The 18,065-nt window shown below is 69.8% G+C and carries 14 protein-coding genes; 6 read left to right on the forward strand and 8 right to left on the reverse strand.

From position 1 onward, the window contains the following. Positions 1-20: 20 nt before the first annotated feature. The 3 genes from ACFW3D_RS01580 to ACFW3D_RS01590 are packed head-to-tail and all read right to left on the reverse strand — an operon-like array spanning position 21 to position 4,117. Complete coding sequence (locus ACFW3D_RS01580; protein ID WP_500500109.1) at positions 21-2,093, reverse strand: ABC transporter ATP-binding protein; 2,073 nt, start codon at positions 2,091-2,093, stop codon at positions 21-23. Continuing rightward, on the reverse strand, positions 2,090-3,082 hold the full coding sequence (locus tag ACFW3D_RS01585; protein ID WP_500500111.1) for an ABC transporter permease: 993 nt from the start codon (positions 3,080-3,082) through the stop codon (positions 2,090-2,092). The genes ACFW3D_RS01580 and ACFW3D_RS01585 overlap by 4 nt, the downstream gene beginning before the upstream one ends. Positions 3,083-3,136: 54 nt before the next feature. After that, positions 3,137-4,117 carry an ABC transporter permease gene (locus ACFW3D_RS01590; RefSeq protein WP_500500113.1) on the reverse strand — a complete coding sequence of 327 codons (981 nt, stop codon included), beginning with the start codon at positions 4,115-4,117 and terminating at the stop codon, positions 3,137-3,139. 406 nt (positions 4,118-4,523) lie between these two features. Here ACFW3D_RS01590 and ACFW3D_RS01595 point away from each other — a divergent pair, with 406 nt between their 5' ends. Genes ACFW3D_RS01595 through ACFW3D_RS01615 form a run of 5 tightly spaced genes read left to right on the forward strand, consistent with a single transcriptional unit; the run spans position 4,524 to position 10,133 of the window. Continuing rightward, entirely contained in the window at positions 4,524-6,149 is a 1,626-nt protein-coding gene (locus ACFW3D_RS01595) for a peptide ABC transporter substrate-binding protein (protein WP_500500115.1), read from the forward strand. Between the two features lie 5 nt (positions 6,150-6,154). Then, the gene (locus tag ACFW3D_RS01600) at positions 6,155-7,078 is read left to right on the forward strand and encodes an ABC transporter permease (RefSeq protein ID WP_500500117.1); all 924 of its coding nucleotides are present in this window, start codon (positions 6,155-6,157) and stop codon (positions 7,076-7,078) included. Further along, positions 7,071-8,072: an ABC transporter permease gene (locus tag ACFW3D_RS01605; protein WP_500500119.1), complete on the forward strand. Its 1,002-nt coding sequence runs from the start codon at positions 7,071-7,073 to the stop codon at positions 8,070-8,072. Before ACFW3D_RS01600 ends, ACFW3D_RS01605 begins: the two co-directional genes overlap by 8 nt. Next, positions 8,072-9,100 (forward strand): ABC transporter ATP-binding protein, encoded by a 1,029-nt coding sequence (locus ACFW3D_RS01610; RefSeq protein WP_500500121.1) that lies wholly within the window; start codon positions 8,072-8,074, stop codon positions 9,098-9,100. Before ACFW3D_RS01605 ends, ACFW3D_RS01610 begins: the two co-directional genes overlap by 1 nt. Next, positions 9,084-10,133: an ABC transporter ATP-binding protein gene (locus ACFW3D_RS01615; protein WP_500500124.1), complete on the forward strand. Its 1,050-nt coding sequence runs from the start codon at positions 9,084-9,086 to the stop codon at positions 10,131-10,133. Before ACFW3D_RS01610 ends, ACFW3D_RS01615 begins: the two co-directional genes overlap by 17 nt. Before the next feature lie 166 nt (positions 10,134-10,299). On the opposite strand, the gene ACFW3D_RS01620 is transcribed toward ACFW3D_RS01615, so the two are convergent. The 5 genes from ACFW3D_RS01620 to ACFW3D_RS01640 all read right to left on the reverse strand — a co-directional run bounded on the left by ACFW3D_RS01620 (position 10,300) and on the right by ACFW3D_RS01640 (position 16,487). Continuing rightward, entirely contained in the window at positions 10,300-11,370 is a 1,071-nt protein-coding gene (locus ACFW3D_RS01620) for an ABC transporter ATP-binding protein (RefSeq protein ID WP_500500180.1), read from the reverse strand. A gap of 35 nt (positions 11,371-11,405) precedes the next feature. Next, positions 11,406-12,497, reverse strand: coding sequence for an ABC transporter ATP-binding protein (locus tag ACFW3D_RS01625; RefSeq protein ID WP_500500127.1), 1,092 nt, complete (start codon positions 12,495-12,497; stop codon positions 11,406-11,408). Between the two features lie 37 nt (positions 12,498-12,534). Then, on the reverse strand, positions 12,535-13,512 hold the full coding sequence (locus tag ACFW3D_RS01630) for an ABC transporter permease (protein ID WP_500500130.1): 978 nt from the start codon (positions 13,510-13,512) through the stop codon (positions 12,535-12,537). Between the two features lie 79 nt (positions 13,513-13,591). Continuing rightward, on the reverse strand, positions 13,592-15,373 hold the full coding sequence (locus tag ACFW3D_RS01635; protein ID WP_500500133.1) for an ABC transporter substrate-binding protein: 1,782 nt from the start codon (positions 15,371-15,373) through the stop codon (positions 13,592-13,594). Between the two features lie 85 nt (positions 15,374-15,458). Further along, the gene (locus ACFW3D_RS01640) at positions 15,459-16,487 is read right to left on the reverse strand and encodes an ABC transporter permease (RefSeq protein WP_500500183.1); all 1,029 of its coding nucleotides are present in this window, start codon (positions 16,485-16,487) and stop codon (positions 15,459-15,461) included. Between the two features lie 436 nt (positions 16,488-16,923). On the opposite strand from ACFW3D_RS01640, the gene ACFW3D_RS01645 reads away from it, so the two are divergent. Further along, complete coding sequence (locus tag ACFW3D_RS01645) at positions 16,924-17,937, forward strand: hypothetical protein (RefSeq protein ID WP_500500135.1); 1,014 nt, start codon at positions 16,924-16,926, stop codon at positions 17,935-17,937. Positions 17,938-18,065: the final 128 nt, after the last annotated feature.

The raw sequence follows: 18,065 nt of genomic DNA on the forward strand, positions 1-18,065 counted from the left end.
TCCTCTTGCGGGGTGGGAAATCACACGACGGTGACGGCGGCGGCGAAGTGGCAGGCCGCGGTGTGGTCGCCCGCCAGTCCGGTCGGTGCCGGGTCCTCCTCGCGGCACCGGCCGCGGTCGGACTCGTCCAGGGAGGCGAACTTCGGGCAGCGGTTGCGGAATCGGCACCCGGTGGGTACGTCCGCGGGGCTGGGAAGGTCGCCGGTGAGCAGGATGCGCCTGCGTTCGCGCTCCTTGCGGGGGTCGGGCAGCGGCACGGCGGAGAGCAGCGCCTGGGTGTACGGGTGGGAGGGCGCCTCGAAGACGGCCTCGGCGGAGCCGAGTTCGACGATCCGGCCGAGGTACATCACGGCGATCCGGTCGGCGATGTGCCGTACGACCGACAGGTCGTGCGCCACGAAGAGGTAGCTCAGGTTCATGCGCGCCTTGAGCTCGTCCAGCAGGTTGAGCACACCGGCCTGGATGGAGACGTCCAGGGCCGAGACCGGCTCGTCCAGGACGACCAGCTTGGGCTCCAGCGCCAGTGCCCGCGCGATGCTGATGCGCTGCCGCTGACCGCCGGAGAACTCCGCGGGGAAGCGGTCCACGTGGTCCGGGTCGAGGCCTACCTGGCCCAGCAGTTCCGGTACCCGGGCGGCGATCCGGTCCCGGGACCAGCCGTGGGTCTTGAGGGGCTCGGCGAGGATGTCGCCGACCGGCATCCGAGGGTCGAGCGCGGCCATCGGGTCCTGGAAGACCACCTGCAGGTCGCGGCGGAGCGCCTTGCGCTCGGCGCCCTTCAGCCCCCGGATGTCCTTGCCGAAGACGGTGACCGTGCCGGACTGTCCGGAGGGGAGGTCGAGGATCTCCAGCAGCGTGGTCGTCTTGCCGCAGCCCGACTCGCCCACCAGACCGAGGGTCTCGCCCTCCCGGATGTCGAAGCTGATGCCGTCGACCGCGCGGACCTCGCCCACCTTGCGCTTGATGACCGCGCCGTAGAGCAGCGGGAAGTGCTTGACCAGGCCGTCCACCTCCAGCACCGGGGCGCGGTGGTCGCGGGGCACGGAATCGGCGGGGGCCTCGGGCAGCGGCGGCACCGGGTAGATGGTCGCGGGGTCCAGGGAGCCCCCCGGCACCAGCTCGTGGCTGCGGTGGCAGGCCGTGGGGTGGCTGCCCCCCTCGCGCACCGTCAGTTCGGGTTCGACGCGCCGGCACAGGTCGGTCGCGATGGGGCAGCGGGCCGCGAAGGGGCAGCCGGTCGGCAGGTCCACCAGCGACGGCGGGTTGCCGTCGATCGGGGTCAGCGCGTGGCGCCCGCCGTCGTCGAGCCGGGGGATCGAGCCGAGCAGGCCGATGGTGTACGGCATGCGCGGGGAGTAGTAGACGTCGTCCACGGTCCCGGTCTCCACCGGGCGGCCCGCGTACATCACCTGGACCCGGTCGGCGAAGCCGGCCACCACGCCCAGGTCGTGGGTGATCATGACGATGGCGGCGCCGGTGACCTCCTGGGCCTTCTTCAGGACTTCCAGGATCTGCGCCTGGATGGTCACGTCCAGGGCGGTGGTCGGCTCGTCGGCGATGATCACCTCGGGGTCGTTGGCGATCGCCATGGCGATCATCGCGCGCTGGCGCATGCCGCCGGAGAACTCGTGCGGGAAGGCGTCGGCGCGGCGCGCCGGGTCCGGGATGCCGACCAGGTCCAGCAGCTCGATGGCGCGCTTGCGGGCGGCGTCCTTGTCGAGGTCCTGGTGGATCCGCAGCGCCTCGACGATCTGGTCGCCGACCGAGTAGACCGGGGTCAGCGCAGACAGCGGGTCCTGGAAGACCATCGCGATGTCCTTGCCGCGGATCTCCGTCATGTCCCGGTCGTCCAGCTCCAGCAGCTCGCGGCCGTGCAGCTTGACCGAGCCCTTGATGTCCGCGGTCTCCGGGAGCAGCCCGAGGACCGCGAGGGAGGAGACGGACTTGCCGGAGCCGGACTCGCCGACGATGCCGAGGACCTCGCCGGGACGCACCGAGAAGGACACGCCGCGCACGGCCCTGACCGGCCCGGCCTCGCTCGGGAAGGAGACGTGGAGGTCGGTGACCTCAAGGGCGGGGGGCGTCTCGCTCACGACGTGCGTCCTTCCTTGGTGGTGCTCTTGGCGGTGCTCTTGGAGGTGCGGGGGGCGCGGGCCTTGGCGCCGCTGGAGTTGGGGTCGAGTGCGTCGCGCAGGCCGTCGCCGATGAAGGCGATGGAAAGGCAGATCAGCACCAGGCAGCCGGCGGGGAAGTAGAACAGCCACGGGAAGGAGGGGGCCGCCGGAGTGCCGGTGGCGATGACCGTGCCCAGGGAGACGTCGGGGGACTGCACGCCGAAGCCGAAGTACGACAGGCTGGTCTCGCCGATGATTGCGGCGCCGACCTGGATCGTCCCGTCGATGATCAGCATCGAGGCCATCGACGGCAGGATGTGCCGGAAGATGATGACCGGTGCGGGCACGCCCATGTACTTGGCGGCCTTGACGAATTCGCGGTCCTTGAGGGTGAGCGTCATGCTGCGGACCACCCGCCCGGTGATCATCCAGCTGAACGCCGCCAGCAGCACCACGAACAGCAGCCAGGTCGTGCCCTGGAACAGGGGTGAGAGCACCGCGATGATCAGGAAGCTGGGCATCACCAGCAGCAGGTCGACCACCCACATCAGGGAACGGTCCGTCCACCCGCCGAAGTAGCCCGCGCTGGCGCCGACCGCGGCGGCGACGAACGTGCAGATGAGGCCGGTCAGGATGCCGATGACCAGCGACTTCTGCATACCGCGCGCGGTGAGCGCGAAGAGGTCGGAGCCCGTCTGGTCGGTGCCGAACCAGTGCTCGCCCGAGGGTGGCTTCTGGAAGGCGGTGAAGTCGAGCTCGGTGTAGTCCCACTTGTAGAACAGCGGTGAGACGTAGGCCATCAGGAAGAGCAGGACCAGCATGACCAGCCCGAACAGGGCCATGCGGTTGCGTGCGAAGCGGACGGCCGTGAGCCGGAGCCGGCTGCTCGCGCGGCGCCGGGCGGGCTGGTCACCCGGCGCGGCGGGCGCCGGCGCGGGAGGCTGTACGGAGGGGGTCTGGACGGCCATGGGTGGAGGCTCCTGGGAACGCGGGATCGGGGCGGCGGAGGGGTGCGGTGGGTCTCAGCGCACCCGTACGCGGGGATCGAGCGCCGCGTAGAGCACATCGGACAGCAGGCCGGCGATCAGCACCACGAACGCCGTGAACATCCCGACGGCGGCGACCGCGTTGACGTCGTTGGTGCTGATGGAGTTGACCAGCCACTCGCCCATGCCGTGCCAGCCGAAGATCTTCTCGGTGAAGGTGGCTCCGGTGAAGAGCAGGACCACGTTGTAGACCAGCAGCGGGACCACCGGCAGGACCGCGGTGCGCAGGCCGTGCTTCATCAGCGCCGCCCGCCGCGACAGGCCCTTGGCCCGGGCGGTGCGCAGGAAGTCGCTGCCGAGGACGTCCAGCATGGTGCTGCGCTGGTAGCGGCTGTAGAGGGCCACCTGGATGACGATCAGGGTCAGGCTCGGCAGCAGCAGGTGCTGCAGCCGGCTGACGAGGATCTCTCCCGTCCCGGTCAGGCCGGGATCGTACTCGCCCGTGTACTCGATGACCTTGTGCCCGACGGCGTCGTTGATGTCGATCGCCCAGAGCTTGAAGGTCACCGCGATCACGAACACCGGCATGGCCAGGACGAAGAAGGAGGCCAGCGTGGTCACCCGGTCCGACGTCCGGTACTGCCTGATGGCCCCCCAGGCGCCCAGCAGGACACCGCCGATGGAGCCCAGGATGGTGGCGATCAGCAGCAGGCGCGTGCTCACCCCGACGCGCCGGCCGAACTCGTCGTTGACCTCACCGCCGGTGACGGTCCGTCCGAGGTCCCCGTGGGCCACGCCGTTCGCCCAGTGCCCGAAGCGGACCACGACGGGGGTGTCGGGGTTGAGGTTGTAGTCGTTCAGCGTGGCCGTCACCGAGGAGGCCGCCACCGGGGGGTTGCGGCCGGCGAAGTTGGCCCGCGGGTTCAGGCTGATCGCCGCCAGAAAGTACGTGAGGGAGGCCGCGATCAGAACCAGCGCCACGTGGTTGATCAGTCGGCGCAGCAGGTAACGGCCCACGGCTCACACTCTCAGTCGGTTCGTTTCGAACGAATAACAAGATTGAACTTTGTTCCCCGGCTGCTTCTGACATACTCGTGTAGCACGGCCGAAACATTTGCACCCGGCCGTCTGCGCAGGTCGTGCGTATTCCGGCCGGGCTTGCAGGGTTGATGGGACTTTCGCAACCGAATTATGGCCGCGTCAACGAGCACCGGTTCGTCGTGATGGATCCTTTATTTTTTTGGTCGAAATTTAACCCGACTATCGGGATAACCCTCGTTGACGGACCGGTGCATAGGGAAAACCCTCTGTCCCCCTCGGGGTCGCCCCGGGCCGGTGAGCCGCTGTGCAATATGTCCGGGTATGCGATGTCATGGTGAGTCTCGTGTCGTTCATGGCGTAGAGCTCCCCGAGGAGGCATCCGATGCGACGGAGCGCGGCTAGGTGGGCCGCCGGCACGGCCGTGGCCGCCCTGGTGGCGACGGGCTGCGGGGGTGGGGACGGGGGCGGCGGGACCGGCGGCTCCGGAGTGCTCAGCGCCTCGTGGACGGATCCGCAGAATCCGCTGGAGCCCGCCAACACCAATGAGGTTCAGGGCGGCAAGGTGCTGGACATGATCTTCCGGGGCCTCAAGAGGTACAACCCGAGGACGGCGGCCGCCGAGGACGTCATCGCCGACTCGATCACGAGCACGGACCAGCGGACCTTCAAGATCAGGATCAAGGACGGCTGGACCTTCGGCAACGGCGAGAAGGTCACCGCCGATTCGTTCATCGACGCCTGGAACTACGCGGCGCTGGTGACGAACAAGCAGATCAACGCGTCCTTCTTCCGGTACGTCGAGGGCTACGACAAGGTCCATCCGGAGTCCGGGAAACCGGCCGCCTCGAAGCTCTCCGGCCTGACCAGGCAGGACGACCTGAACTTCACCGTCAAGCTCAACCAGAAGTTCTCGACCTGGCCCGACACCCTCGGCTACGCCGCCTTCATGCCCCTGCCGCGGGCCTTCTTCACCGACCACGCCGCCTGGCTGAGGAAGCCGGTCGGCAACGGCCCGTACCGCGTGGAGTCCTACACCAGGGGCCAGGGCATGCAGCTGCGCGCGTGGGACGGGTACGAGGGCACCGACGCGGCCGTCAACGGCGGTGTGGACCTGAAGGTCTACACGGACAACAACACCGCCTACACCGACCTGCAGGCCGGCAACCTCGACCTGGTCGACGACGTCCCCGCCGCCCAGCTGAAGAACGTGCGGGACGATCTGAACGGCCGTTACCTCAACACCCCGGCCGGCATCATCCAGACCCTCGCCTTCCCCCTCTACGACAAGGACTGGTCGGGCAGGAACTCCGAGAAGCTCCGCCAGGGCATCTCCATGGCGATCAACCGCAAGCAGATCACCCGGCAGATCTTCCAGGGCACCCGCATCCCGGCGCGGGACTGGACCTCACCCGTGCTCGGCGCGGACGGCGGCTTCGACGACACCCTCTGCGGTCCGGTCTGCGACTACGACCCCGCCCGGGCCAGGCAACTGGTCAAGGAGGGCGGCGGTCTCCCCGGCGGCACCATGAGGATCACGTACAACGCCGACAGCGGCTCCCACAGGGACTGGGTCGACGCGGTCTGCAACAGCATCAACAACGCGCTGGGCAAGGACGACGCCTGCGTCGGCGATCCCGTCGGCACCTTCGCCGACTTCCGCAACCAGATCGTCAACAAGCAGATGAAGAACCCCTTCCGGGCCGGCTGGCAGATGGACTACCCGCTGATCCAGAACTTCCTGCAGCCGCTGTACTACACCGACGCCTCGTCCAACGACGCGCACTTCAGCAACGCCCGCTTCGACCGGCTGATCGACCGGGCGAACGCCGAGAGCGACCCCGCCAAGGCCGTCGAGACCTTCCAGGAGGCCGAGCGCATCCTGCCGCAGCAGGTCCCGGCGATCGCCCTCTGGTACCAGAACGGCAGCGCGGGCTGGTCGCAGCGGCTGTCGGGTGTCGCCCTCAACCCCTTCAGCGTCCCCGTCTACAACCAGATCAAGGTCAGCTGACGCCCATGGGACGGTACGTCATCCGCCGTCTGCTGCAGATGATCCCGGTGTTCGTCGGCACCACCGTGCTGATCTTCGTCATGGTGTACGCGCTCGGCGACCCGGTCCAGGCCCGCTGCGGGGACCGCGCCTGCGACCCCGCCACGGCCGCGCAGATCCGCCACGACCTCTACCTGGACCACCCGCTGTGGCAGCAGTACCTGCACTACATGGGGCAGATCTTCCGGGGCGACTTCGGAGTCGCCTGGAACGGCCGGCCGGTCACCGAGCTGCTGGCCACCGCCCTGCCCGTCACGCTGCGGCTGACGGTCCTCGCCATCCTCTTCGAGATCGTCATCGGCATCACCCTCGGCGTCCTGACCGGGCTGCGCCGCGGCCGTCCCGCGGACACCGCGACGCTGCTCGGCACCCTCGTCGTCATCTCCGTGCCGACCTTCGTCACCGGCTACGTGCTGCAGTACCTGCTCGGGGTCAAATGGAACGTCATCGCGCCCTCGGTCTCCTCCGAGGCCCGGTTCGACGAGCTGATCGTGCCGGCGTTCGTGCTGGCCCTGACCTCGCTGGCCTACGTCACCCGGCTCAGCCGCACCTCGGTCGTGGAGAACGTCCGGGCCGACTACGTCAGGACCGCCGTCGCCAAGGGGCTGCCGCGCCACCGGGTGATCACCCGTCATCTGCTGCGCAACTCCCTCATCCCGGTGGTCACCTTCATCGGCACCGACATCGGGGCGCTGATGGGAGGCGCCATCGTCACCGAGCGCATCTTCAACATCCACGGTGTGGGCTACCAGCTCTACCAGGGCATCCTGCGGCTGGACTCGGCCACCGTGGTGGGCTTCGTGACCATCCTTGTCATCGTCTTCCTGCTCGCGAACCTGCTGGTGGACCTCCTCTACGCCGTCCTCGACCCGAGGATCCGCTATGCCTGAGCCGCGCAACCACCCCGACGAGGCCATGGAGCCGGCCGGCGGGACGGGCGCCGCCATGGGGCTGGGCCAGGACGAGGCACGCACCCTGGAGCGGGCGCCCGGCCCCGGGACGACACCGGCCGTCCCGGACGACCGCCCCGGCGCGGACCGGCCGCGCAGCCTCTGGTCGGACGCCTGGCGGGACCTGCGGCGCAACCCGGTCTTCGTGATCGCCGCGCTGGTCATCCTCTTCCTCGTCGTCATCGCCGTCTGGCCGCGGCTCATCGCCCCCGGCAACCCGCTCAGCTGCAACCTGGACAACTCCCAGAAGGGCTCCGCGCCCGGCCACCCCTTCGGCTTCGACACCCAGGGGTGCGACGTCTACACCCGCGTCGTCCACGGGGCGCGCGCCTCGGTCACCGTGGGCATCTGCGCCACCGTCGGCGCGGCCCTGCTCGGCGCGTTCCTCGGCGGCCTCGCCGGCTACCACGGCGGCTGGGCGGACGCGGTGCTCTCACGGGTGAGCGACATCTTCTTCGGCATCCCGATCGTCCTCGGCGGGCTGGTCTTCCTGTCCGTCGTCACCAGCACCACCGTCTGGCCGGTGGTGGGCTTCATCGTGCTGCTCGGCTGGCCGCAGATCGGCCGCATCGCCCGCGGCTCGGTGATCACCGCCAAGCAGAACGACTACGTCCAGGCCGCCCGCGCCCTCGGCGCCGGCAACACCCGGGTGCTGCTGCGGCACATCGCGCCCAACGCCGTCGCGCCCGTCATCGTTGTCGCGACCATCGCGCTCGGCACGTACATCTCCCTGGAGGCCACCCTGTCCTACCTCGGCGTCGGGCTGAAACCGCCCACCGTCTCCTGGGGCATCGACATCTCCCAGGCCTCCACCCAGATCCGCAACGCCCCGCACATGCTGCTCTGGCCGGCCGGGGCGCTGAGCGTGACCGTGCTGGCCTTCATCATGCTCGGTGACGCGGTGCGCGACGCCCTCGACCCCAGGCTGCGCTGATGGCCGACGCAGGAGCGACGGCCACCGCGGCCGGGGGCGAGCCGCCCCTGCTCGACGTGCGCGACCTGCACGTGGAGTTCCGCACCCGGGACGGTGTCGCGCGGGCCGTCAACGGGGTCTCCTACTCGGTGCGTCCCCGCCAGACGCTGGCCGTGCTCGGGGAGTCCGGCTCCGGCAAGTCGGTGACCGCGCAGGCGGTCATGGGCATCCTCGACTCGCCGCCGGGGTTCGTCACCCGCGGTGAGATCCTCTTCCGCGGCCGGGACCTGCTCACCATGGGCGCCGAGGAGCGCCGCAGGGTGCGCGGCGCCAGGATGGCGATGATCTTCCAGGACGCGCTGTCCGCCCTCAACCCTGTGCTGACCGTGGGCGAGCAGCTCGGCGAGATGTTCCGGGTGCACCGGGGGATGTCCCGCAAGGACGCCCGGGCCAGGGCGGTGGAGCTGATGGACCGGGTGCGGATCCCCGCGGCGCGCGATCGCGTCGGTCAGTACCCGCACCAGTTCTCCGGCGGCATGCGCCAGCGCGTCATGATCGCGATGGCGCTCGCCCTGGAGCCCGAGCTGATCATCGCCGACGAGCCGACCACGGCGCTCGACGTCACCGTGCAGGCCCAGGTCATGGAGCTCCTGGCGGAGCTGCAGCGCGAGTACGGCATGGGGCTGATCCTCATCACCCACGACCTGGGCGTGGTCGCCGACGTCGCCGACCACATCGCGGTGATGTACGCCGGGCGCATCGTGGAGAGCGCGCCCGTGCACGAGATCTACCGGGCCCCGGCGCACCCGTACACCAAGGGCCTGCTGGAGTCGATCCCGCGGCTGGACCGGAAGGGCCGGGAGCTCTACGCGATCAAGGGCCTGCCCCCGAACCTGCTGCGCATCCCCTCCGGCTGCGCCTTCCATCCGCGCTGCCCGCTGGCCCGCGACGTGTGCGCCACCGACGAGCCGGAGCTGTACCGGATCAGCGCCCGGCGGGGCAGCGCCTGCCACTTCTGGAGGGAGTGCCTCGGTGAGCACCAGCGGTGAGCCCGTGCTCCAGGTGCGCGGGCTGTACAAGCACTTCCCGCTGACCCAGGGGATCCTCTTCAAGCGGCAGGTCGGCGCGGTGAAGGCGGTCGACGGCGTGGACCTCGACCTGTACCGCGGCGAGACCCTCGGCGTCGTCGGCGAGTCCGGGTGCGGCAAGTCCACCGTGGCCCGGCTGCTGGTGCACCTGGAACGGCCCACCAAGGGGCAGATCCTCTACAAGGGCGAGGACGTCACCAAGCTGTCCGGCCGGGCCCTGAAGGCCGTGCGCCGGAACATCCAGATGGTGTTCCAGGATCCGTACACCTCGCTGAACCCGCGGATGACGGTCGGCGACATCGTCGGCGAGCCGTACGAGATCCACCGGGACGTCGCGCCCAAGGGCGACCGGCGCCGCCGGGTGCGCGAACTGCTGGACGTGGTCGGCCTCAACCCCGAGCACGTCAACCGCTATCCGCACCAGTTCTCCGGCGGCCAGCGGCAGCGCATCGGCATCGCCCGCGGGCTGGCGCTGCGCCCCGAGGTCATCGTCGCCGACGAGCCGGTCTCGGCGCTGGACGTCTCGGTGCAGGCGCAGGTCGTCAACCTGATGGAGCGGCTGCAGGACGAGTTCGAGCTCTCCTACGTCTTCATCGCCCACGACCTGTCGATCGTCCGGCACATCTCGGACCGGGTGGCGGTGATGTACCTCGGGCGGATCGTCGAGACCGGCGACGACACCCAGATCTACGAGCACCCCACCCACCCGTACACCCAGGCGCTGCTGTCGGCGGTGCCGGTGCCCGACCCCCGGGCGCGCGCGCACCGGGAGCGCATCATCCTGACCGGTGACGTCCCCTCGCCCGCCGATCCGCCGTCCGGCTGTCCCTTCCGCACCCGCTGCTGGAAGGCGCAGGAACGCTGCACGCTGGAGGTGCCGGCACTGGCGGTGCCGGCGGTCTTCCGCGGCGTGGACTCCCCGGCGGCGCACGACAGCGCCTGCCACTTCGCCGAGGAGAAGACGGTGGTGCCGCCCGAGGCCCCGGGCGAGTGAGCCCCGGAGGCGCACGGCCCGCGAGTGAGCCGAAGGGGCGCCCCGGAGGCGAACCGGCCCGGGAAACGCAAGGCGAACCGGGCCAGGGCAACGCACGACCCGCGCCCGGTGGTGCAGGGGTGTGGGCGCGGGTCGGGCTCCGAACGGAGACGTCTGTCGGCCCGGGTCAAGGGGTCTTGTCGGCGGGCGTCTCCTCGAGCGCGGCGAGTGCGGGGTCGAGGACGACGTCCTCGCCGCGTGCCGCGGTCGTCGGCTCCTCGGGGAAGTGGCACGCGCTCAGGTGCCCCTCCCGGTTCCCCTCCAGGCGGACCAGGGGCGGCTCCTCGGTCGCGCACCTGTCCTGCGCCTTCCAGCAGCGCGTGCGGAAGCGGCAGCCGGACGGCGGCGAGACGGGCGAGGGCACGTCGCCGGCGAGGCGGATCCTCTCGGTGACGTCCCGGTCGTCCGGGTCCGGCTCGGGGGAGGCGGACAGCAGGGCGTGGGTGTACGGGTGGCGGGGCCGCTCGTAGATGTCCCGGCGCTCGCCGATCTCCACGATCCGCCCGAGGTACATCACGGCCACGCGCTGCGAGAAGTGCCGTACCACCGCGAGGTCGTGGGCGATGAAGAGGAAGGCGATCCCCAGGTCCCGCTGCAGGCGCTGCAGCAGGTTCACCACCTGGGCCTGGATCGACACGTCCAGGGCCGACACCGGCTCGTCGGCCACGATGAGCTTGGGCTCCAGCGCGAGCGCCCGGGCCACTCCGATGCGCTGCCGCTGGCCGCCGGAGAACTCGTGCGGGAAGCGGTTGTAGTGCTCGGGGTTGAGGCCCACGGTCTCCAGCAGTTCGCGCACCCGCTTCTCGCGGCCGCCCGGTGGGTTGACCCCGTTGATCTCCAGGGGCGCCGACACGATGTGCCCGACGGTCTGCCGCGGGTTCAGCGAGGCGTACGGGTCCTGGAAGATCATCTGGATCTCGGAGCGGATCGGGGCCAGCTCCTTGCGCGAGGAGTGCGTGATGTCCCGGCCCCGGTAGCCGATCCGTCCCGCGGAGGGCTCCAGCAGCCGGGTCACCAGCCGCCCGGTGGTGGACTTGCCGCAGCCCGACTCGCCGACCAGACCCAGGCTCTCGCCCTCGGCGATGCTGAAGTCGATGCCGTCCACCGCCCGCACGTCCGCCACGTGGCGCTTGATCAGGAAGCCGCCCCGTACGGGGAAGTACTTGCGCAGGCCGGTCACTTCGAGCAGCGGGGTCATGGTCTCCCTCGGCGCGTGGTCCTGCTGCGGGACGCTCACCGCACACCTCCGCCCAGCCGCGGCTGGATCTGCCCGGTGAAGATCTCCCGTTTCCGTTCCCGGCCCAGATGGCAGGCGGAGCCGCGCCGTTCGTCCTCGGGTATGCCGGGACGTACGGTGGCGCAGCGCCCGCCGCCGACCTCCTCGGTGAAGGCGCAGCGCGGGTGGAAGGGGCACCCGGAGGGCGGGTTGAGCAGGCTGGGCGGCGTGCCCGGGATCGGGGACAGGGGCAGGTCCACCGGCGCCGACAGCCGCGGTATGGACGCCAGCAGGCCCCAGGAGTACGGGTGCTCGGGCGTCTTCAGGATCTCCCGTACGGTGCCGCGCTCCACGCAGCGCCCCGCGTACATCACCATCACGTCGTCCGCCGTGTTGGCGACCACGCCCAGGTCGTGGGTGATGATGATGACCGCCGTGCCCGTCTCCCGCTGCAGGTCCTTCAGCAGGTCGAGGATCTGCGCCTGCACGGTAACGTCCAGGGCCGTCGTCGGCTCGTCCGCGATGACCAGCGCCGGGTCGCAGACCAGCGCCATCGCGATCATCGCGCGCTGCCGCATACCCCCGGAGAACTGGTGCGGGAAGTCGTCCACCCGCAGCCGCGGCTGCGGGATGCCGACCCTGGCCAGCATCTCGATCGCCCGCTCGCGGGCGGCCTTCTTCGAGGCTCCCATGTGCTTCATGTACGGCTCGGCGATCTGCCGGCCGACCGAGTAGTACGGCGAGAGCGCGGTCAGCGAGTCCTGGAAGATCATCGCCATCTTCCGCCCGCGCAGCCGTTCCAGGGTCCGTTCGGAGGCGCCCGTCAGCTCCTGCCCGTCCAGCACGATCTCGCCGCGGATGGTGGTGTTGCGGGGGTTGTGCAGACCGAGGACCGCCAGGTTGGTGACCGACTTGCCGGAGCCGGACTCGCCGACGATGCCCAGGGTGCTGCCCCGCTCCAGGTCGAAGGAGAGCCCGTCGACGGCCTTGACCACGCCGTCCTCGGTGGCGAACTGCACGTACAGGTCGCGGACCGACAGGAACGGCCCGGACGGCGCGGGGTCCCCGGGCCCGGGCGGCCCCGCCTCGGTCTTGGTGAGGATGCTCAACTGTGCTTCTCCTCTGCGTGCCGGCAGGCGTCCCGGCTCACGACAGCCTGATCCGCGGGTCGATGAGGGCGTAGGCGGCGTCGACGACGATGTTGCAGACGACGATGATCGTGGCGCCGATCAGCATCACGGCCATCTCCAGCGGCAGGTCGCTGCGGAGCACGGCCTGCACGGACAGCAGGCCGAGGCCGTGCAGTCCGAAGGTGACCTCGGTGATGATCGCGCCGCCGAGGACGGAGCTCAGGTCGATGCCGAAGATGGTGATGATGGAGGCGGCGGCGCCGCGCAGCGCGTAGCGCAGGAACACGTAGCGGGAGGACATGCCCTTGGCGCGGGCGGCGCGGATGTGGTCCTCGGACATCTGCTCCACCATCAGCGACCGGGTCTGACGGCTGTAGTTGGACCAGAAGATCACCGACAGCACCATGCAGGGCAGGATCAGCCCCTGCACCGAGCCCCACGGGTCGTGCGACCAGTCGGGGTCGTGGCCGCGGTCCAGGATGTGCCAGCTGGAGGCGAAGAGGCCGATGGCGATCGGGCCGAGGAAGTAGATCTGCACGGAGTTGCCGACCAGCGAGACGCCGCTGGCGATCCGGTCGAAGGCCTTGCCCTGCTGCCAGGCCGAGACGAGACCGAGACCGACGCCGATGACCAGGAAGACGGTGGCGCCGCCGATCGCCAGCGACAGCGTGGTCGGGTAGCGGTCGGCGATGGTGTCCCAGACGAGCTGCTGGTCGGCGAAGGAGTAGCCGAAGCACGGCGCCGGGCAGTGGCCGATGGGCATGTCCCGGCCGGCGAAGATGCCGACCATGAAGTGCCAGTACTGGGTCCAGATCGGCAGGTCCAGGCCGAGGTTCTTGCGGATCAGGGCCACGTTCTGCGGGCTGCAGTTCTTGCCGCAGGACAGCAGCGCCGGGTCGGACGGCAGGAAGAAGAAGAGGAAGTACGTGATGGCGCTGATCAGCAGCAGGATGACCAGCGCGCCCAGCACACGGCGTACCAGGAAACGCAGCATGGGTCAGGCTCTCCGTCGGTTCCGTCGGGGCGCCGGTCCCGGCCCGGGGAGAGGCCGGGACCGGCGTGTCTGCGCTGGGCTACTGCTTGACGAAGATCGTGTTGGGGTTGATGGTCCCGTAGACCTCGTTGTAGGTGACGCCGCCGAGGCCCGAGCCGTGGATGTTGAAGTACTTGTCGAAGATGAACGGGATCTGCGACGTGTCGTTCTTCAGCACGTACTCGGACAGCGTCCGCCACTCGTTGTTCTGCTTCCCGATGTCCGTGATCGCCAGGATGCGGTCGATCTCGGAGTTGACGTGGTCGTCGTTGAGGAACGAGTAGTTGTTGGTGCCGTCGGCCAGGTTGCGGCCGTCCATGGTCGGCGGGACCACGGTCGAGGCGCTGGGCCAGTCCGCGCCCCAGCCGGTGCGGTACAGGTCGTACGGGGTGTCGAGCTTGCCGACGACCGTGTAGTACGAGGTCGGGTCGATGGCCTTGCGCTGGACGTCGAAGCCGGCCTTCTCCAGGGCCTTCTCGATGGTCAGCGACACGTTCTGCCAGCGCGGGGTGTTGGCGTAGGCGTAGGAGAGCTTGACCTTGCCGGTGACGCCGGCCTCCTTCAGCAGCTCCTTGGCCTTCTCGATGTCACCGGTGGGCTTGTCGAGCTTGCCGAAGGGGTCGTACTTCTTCCAGCCGGCGACCGTCGGGCTGAGCAGGGTGGTGCCGAGCTCGCCCTGGGCGCCGCCGCCGAAGGCCTGCTGGACCTGGGTCATCGGGAAGGCGTACATGATCGCCTGGCGGACCTTGGGATCGGTGATCCGCTTGGTGTTGATGTTGATGACCTCGACGTACGGCTGGTACTGGTTCACCGTCCGCGACTTGTACTGCGCGTCCGTCGTCAGCGTCTGCATCTTCGACGGGTCGGATGAACCGGACAGGTTCACCGCGTACTTGTCGTTGCCGTCCTCGGCGGCGAGCCGGTTGGTCAGGCCCGGCTCGGCGATGCCCAGCTGGAAGTTCCAGCTGTCCGGGTAGGCGTTGCGGATCGGGTCGGTCTTCGGGTCCCAGTTGGTGTTGCGCTCGAAGACCAGCTCCTTGCCCGGCTTGTAGCTGGCGATCTTGTACGGGCCGGTCGCGACGGGGTGGTTGTTGTACTTCTGCTTGTCGTCCTTGGCCTTCGGCACCGGGGAGATGTTCGGCATCGCGGCCGCGTAGGGCGTGTCGGCGTGCGCCTCCAGGAAGTGGAAGACGATGGTCTTGTCGTCCGGCGTGTCGATCTTGTCGGCGGGGATCTCCTTGCCCTCGTAGGGGCCGGTGTACGCCTTGCGGTAGTCGGCGCCGTAGAGCCACTTCTGGATGTACTGCGGGCCCTGCGTCTGGTAGTCGGCGAAGAGCCGCTCGATGCCGTACTTGACGTCCTTGGAGGTGACCGGCGTGCCGTCCTCGAACTTCAGGCCGTCCTTGAGGGTGAAGGTCCAGGTCTTCGCGCCGTCGGAGGACTTGCCGGTGTCGGTGGCGAGGTCGCCGACCAGGATCGTCTTGCCGGTCTTGGCGTCGATCTTGTAGCCGGTCAGCGAGCGGTTGTAGAGCAGCTGGACCGACAGCTGGTCGCTGACGTACTGCTGGCCGGGGTCGAGGTAGTCGAAGCCCGCCTGGTCGAGGTCGTACGCCGTGCCGCCCTTCTTGGCCCCGGGCACCTCCGGGGCGGGGCCCTTGGAGTCGGCGGCGGTGCCGATGCCGAAGTTCTGCACGGTGGCCTGCTTGCCCTCGCCGCCGCCGGTGCCGGTCCCCCCGCCGCCACCACTGCTGCACGCGGCGGACAGTGTCAGCGCCCCCAACGCCAGGAACGCGGAGGCGTAACGCGCCTTGCGAATTCTCATTGATCCCTGCCTGTCAGTGAACCGAACTGCGGTACCGACGTGCCCGGACTCCCCCCACAGGGGCCCGGCGCGGCGGCTTGGACGCCTAGCGCACGGTCTTGGGATCGAGTGCGTCCCGGACCGAATCCCCGAGCAGGTTGAAGGCGACCACGAAGATCACCATGGCGATGCCGGGGAAGAACATGAAGGTGACGTCGGATTCGTAGTACGCCGCGGCCTGCTGGAACATCAGCCCCCAGTCCGGGGTGGGCGGCAGGATTCCGACGCCGAGATAGGAAAGGCCCGCCTCGGCGGTGACGTTCACCGGGAGCAGCAGGGTCGACTGCACGAGGATCGTGGACCAGATGTTCGGCAGCAGTTCCTTGCGGATGATCCGCGCCGACGAGGCGCCGCTGATCCGCGCGGCCTCGATGAACTCGCGCTCGCGCAGGCTCAGCACCTGCGCCCGCACCAGCCGGCCCACGCTCATCCAGCCGAGGACGAACTGGACGATGACCAGCGCCGCGATGCGCACATAGGTCGGCTCCTCGTCGCGCGGGGACACGAAGAGCGCCACGATCACCGGGGTGAAGGCGATGAAGAACAGCTGCTGCGGGAAGGAGAGCATCAGGTCCGAGAACCGGCCCATGAAGTAGTCGGTGCGCCCGCCGAGGTAGCCCTGGACGAGTCCGATCAGCACGCCGACGACGACGGAGACCGTGGTCACGGCGAGGGCGATGCCCAGCGAGGTGCGGATCCCGTAGATCAGCAGCGTGAACACGTCCCGGCCGAGCTGCGGTTCGAGCCCGAACCAGAAGTCGCCGTCGATGCCGCCGTTGGGCTTGAGCGGGATGCCGTAGCTGTTCAGCAGGCCGAGGTCCTGGCCGTACAGCTCGTACGGGTTCTTGCCGTACAGCTTGGAGATCAGCGGTGCGGCCAGTGCGACGAACAGGTAGAAGATCACGACCCCGGCGCAGATCACCCCCGTGCGGTCGCGCCGGAAGCGCAGCCAGGCGAGTTGGCCGGGGGAGCGGCCGACGAGTTCGGAGGGTTCCTTGCCGGTGCCCTCACCGTGGGCGGGCGCCTCTGCCGGAACGGGTTCCGGCCGGTTCGCGGCCGTGCTCGGACTGGACATGGTCATCTGCCCCCGCACCCAAGAGTTTTGGTGGCGCGTGTGAACGCCCGTGGCTAGCTAGCCGGTATTGGGCAATGGATTTGGCGGCCAGTCAAGGGGCTGAAGCGATCAGAAGACGAGATCGCCGTTATCTTGGGGCAAGGTTTTGGATATTGTCGTGAACGCGTGCTTGACACCTTCCGCGGCCCTTCGGCGAATGCGGATGATTCAGGATGAATCTCTTTTACACGCAGGCAACTTGACCGACGCATCACCGATATACGGACGTGCCACGCTGAGCAGCGTACGGCCGTGCGGGTGCCGTGGGCCGGCCGGGGTGATCGCGCATCGCCCCGGCCGGCCGCCGTACGTCCGCGGTGAACGGTGGGGCGGCCCGCTGCGTACTCCCCCGGGAAGGCCAAACGACAGTGCTGCCGGGAGGGCCGGGGAGGTGGCCATGCGGCAGGCGTATCGGCTCGGAGGACTGGTCTGTGCCGTCCTGGGGGCCGTCGAGGCGGTCTGGCTGGGCCAGGACCTCGTGCAGTTCCGGGCGGAGGGCGTCGTCAAGGTGTGGGCGGGGCTGGCGGTACCGGTGGGCGGTGCGCCCCTGGTGACCTCCACCGTGGACCTGCTGCTGCTCGGGCTCTACGCGGCCGCCGCGGTCGCGTCCCTCAAGCCCGGCGGCGTCGGGGTCCTCGGAGCGGCCGCGGTGGTCACCCTGGCGCTGCGCACCCCCACGGCGTACCTGCTGGCCCCGTCCGCGGGCGGCAGCCCACCGGGCCTGCAGGGGGCCCTGCTGGTGACCGCGGGCGCGCAGATCGCCGGCGCCCTCGTGCTGCTCCTCGTCGTACGGCGTACCGGCGAGGACGCGCCCGCCCCGCCGCGGCCCGCGGCGGGTGTGCTGGCGGGGATGCTGCTGCTGGTGGCCGCGCTCATCGCCGGCGTCCTGGAGTTCTCCCGGCGCTCCGACCCGGCAGCCCTGCTGCCCCCGGGCTTCTTCTGGCGCACCGCCAAGGGCGGCTACCTGGTCGACTCCCAACTGGGGGCGCCCTACGAGTGGCTGGTCTGGGCGACGGCCGGGCTGGCCGCGGCCGCGGGCCTCGCCGCGTTCGCGCGGGCCCCGTTCGCCCGGCCGCTGGGGATCTCCGTGGCCGGACTGCTGGCCGTGACGGCGGTCCCGGTGATCGGCACCTCCAGGATCGACGCCCCCGGCGCCGACGACTTCGCCGCCGCCTTCGCGGTGGGCGCTGCTCTGGTCGTGACGCTGCTGCTCGTCCCCGGAGACCTGGCGGCGGTGGGCGTGCCCGGCGGTGACCCGTACGTGGAGGCGGAGGTCCCGGCGGCCGCCGACAACCTGTCCATGCCGCTGTACGAGCAGACCGCCGTCCTCCCCGTCTTCGGCTCCTACGCACCGCCGCCGCCCGGCCCCGCCTCCGAGGCCCGGGCGGCGTACCTGCAGGATCCGTCCTAGGCCGGGTCGTCAAATTCCCGCCTGCCCCGCGCTGCTCCCCCAGCTCCGCTGGGAGGTGCCCCCAGGCACGGCACTTCGCTGCGTTGTCGAATCGTCCGAGTAGCCCACTACGAGGACGACTCTCCGCC

It is taken from the genome of Streptomyces sp. NPDC058864, from assembly GCF_042742985.1.
Lineage (GTDB): Bacteria > Actinomycetota > Actinomycetes > Streptomycetales > Streptomycetaceae > Actinacidiphila.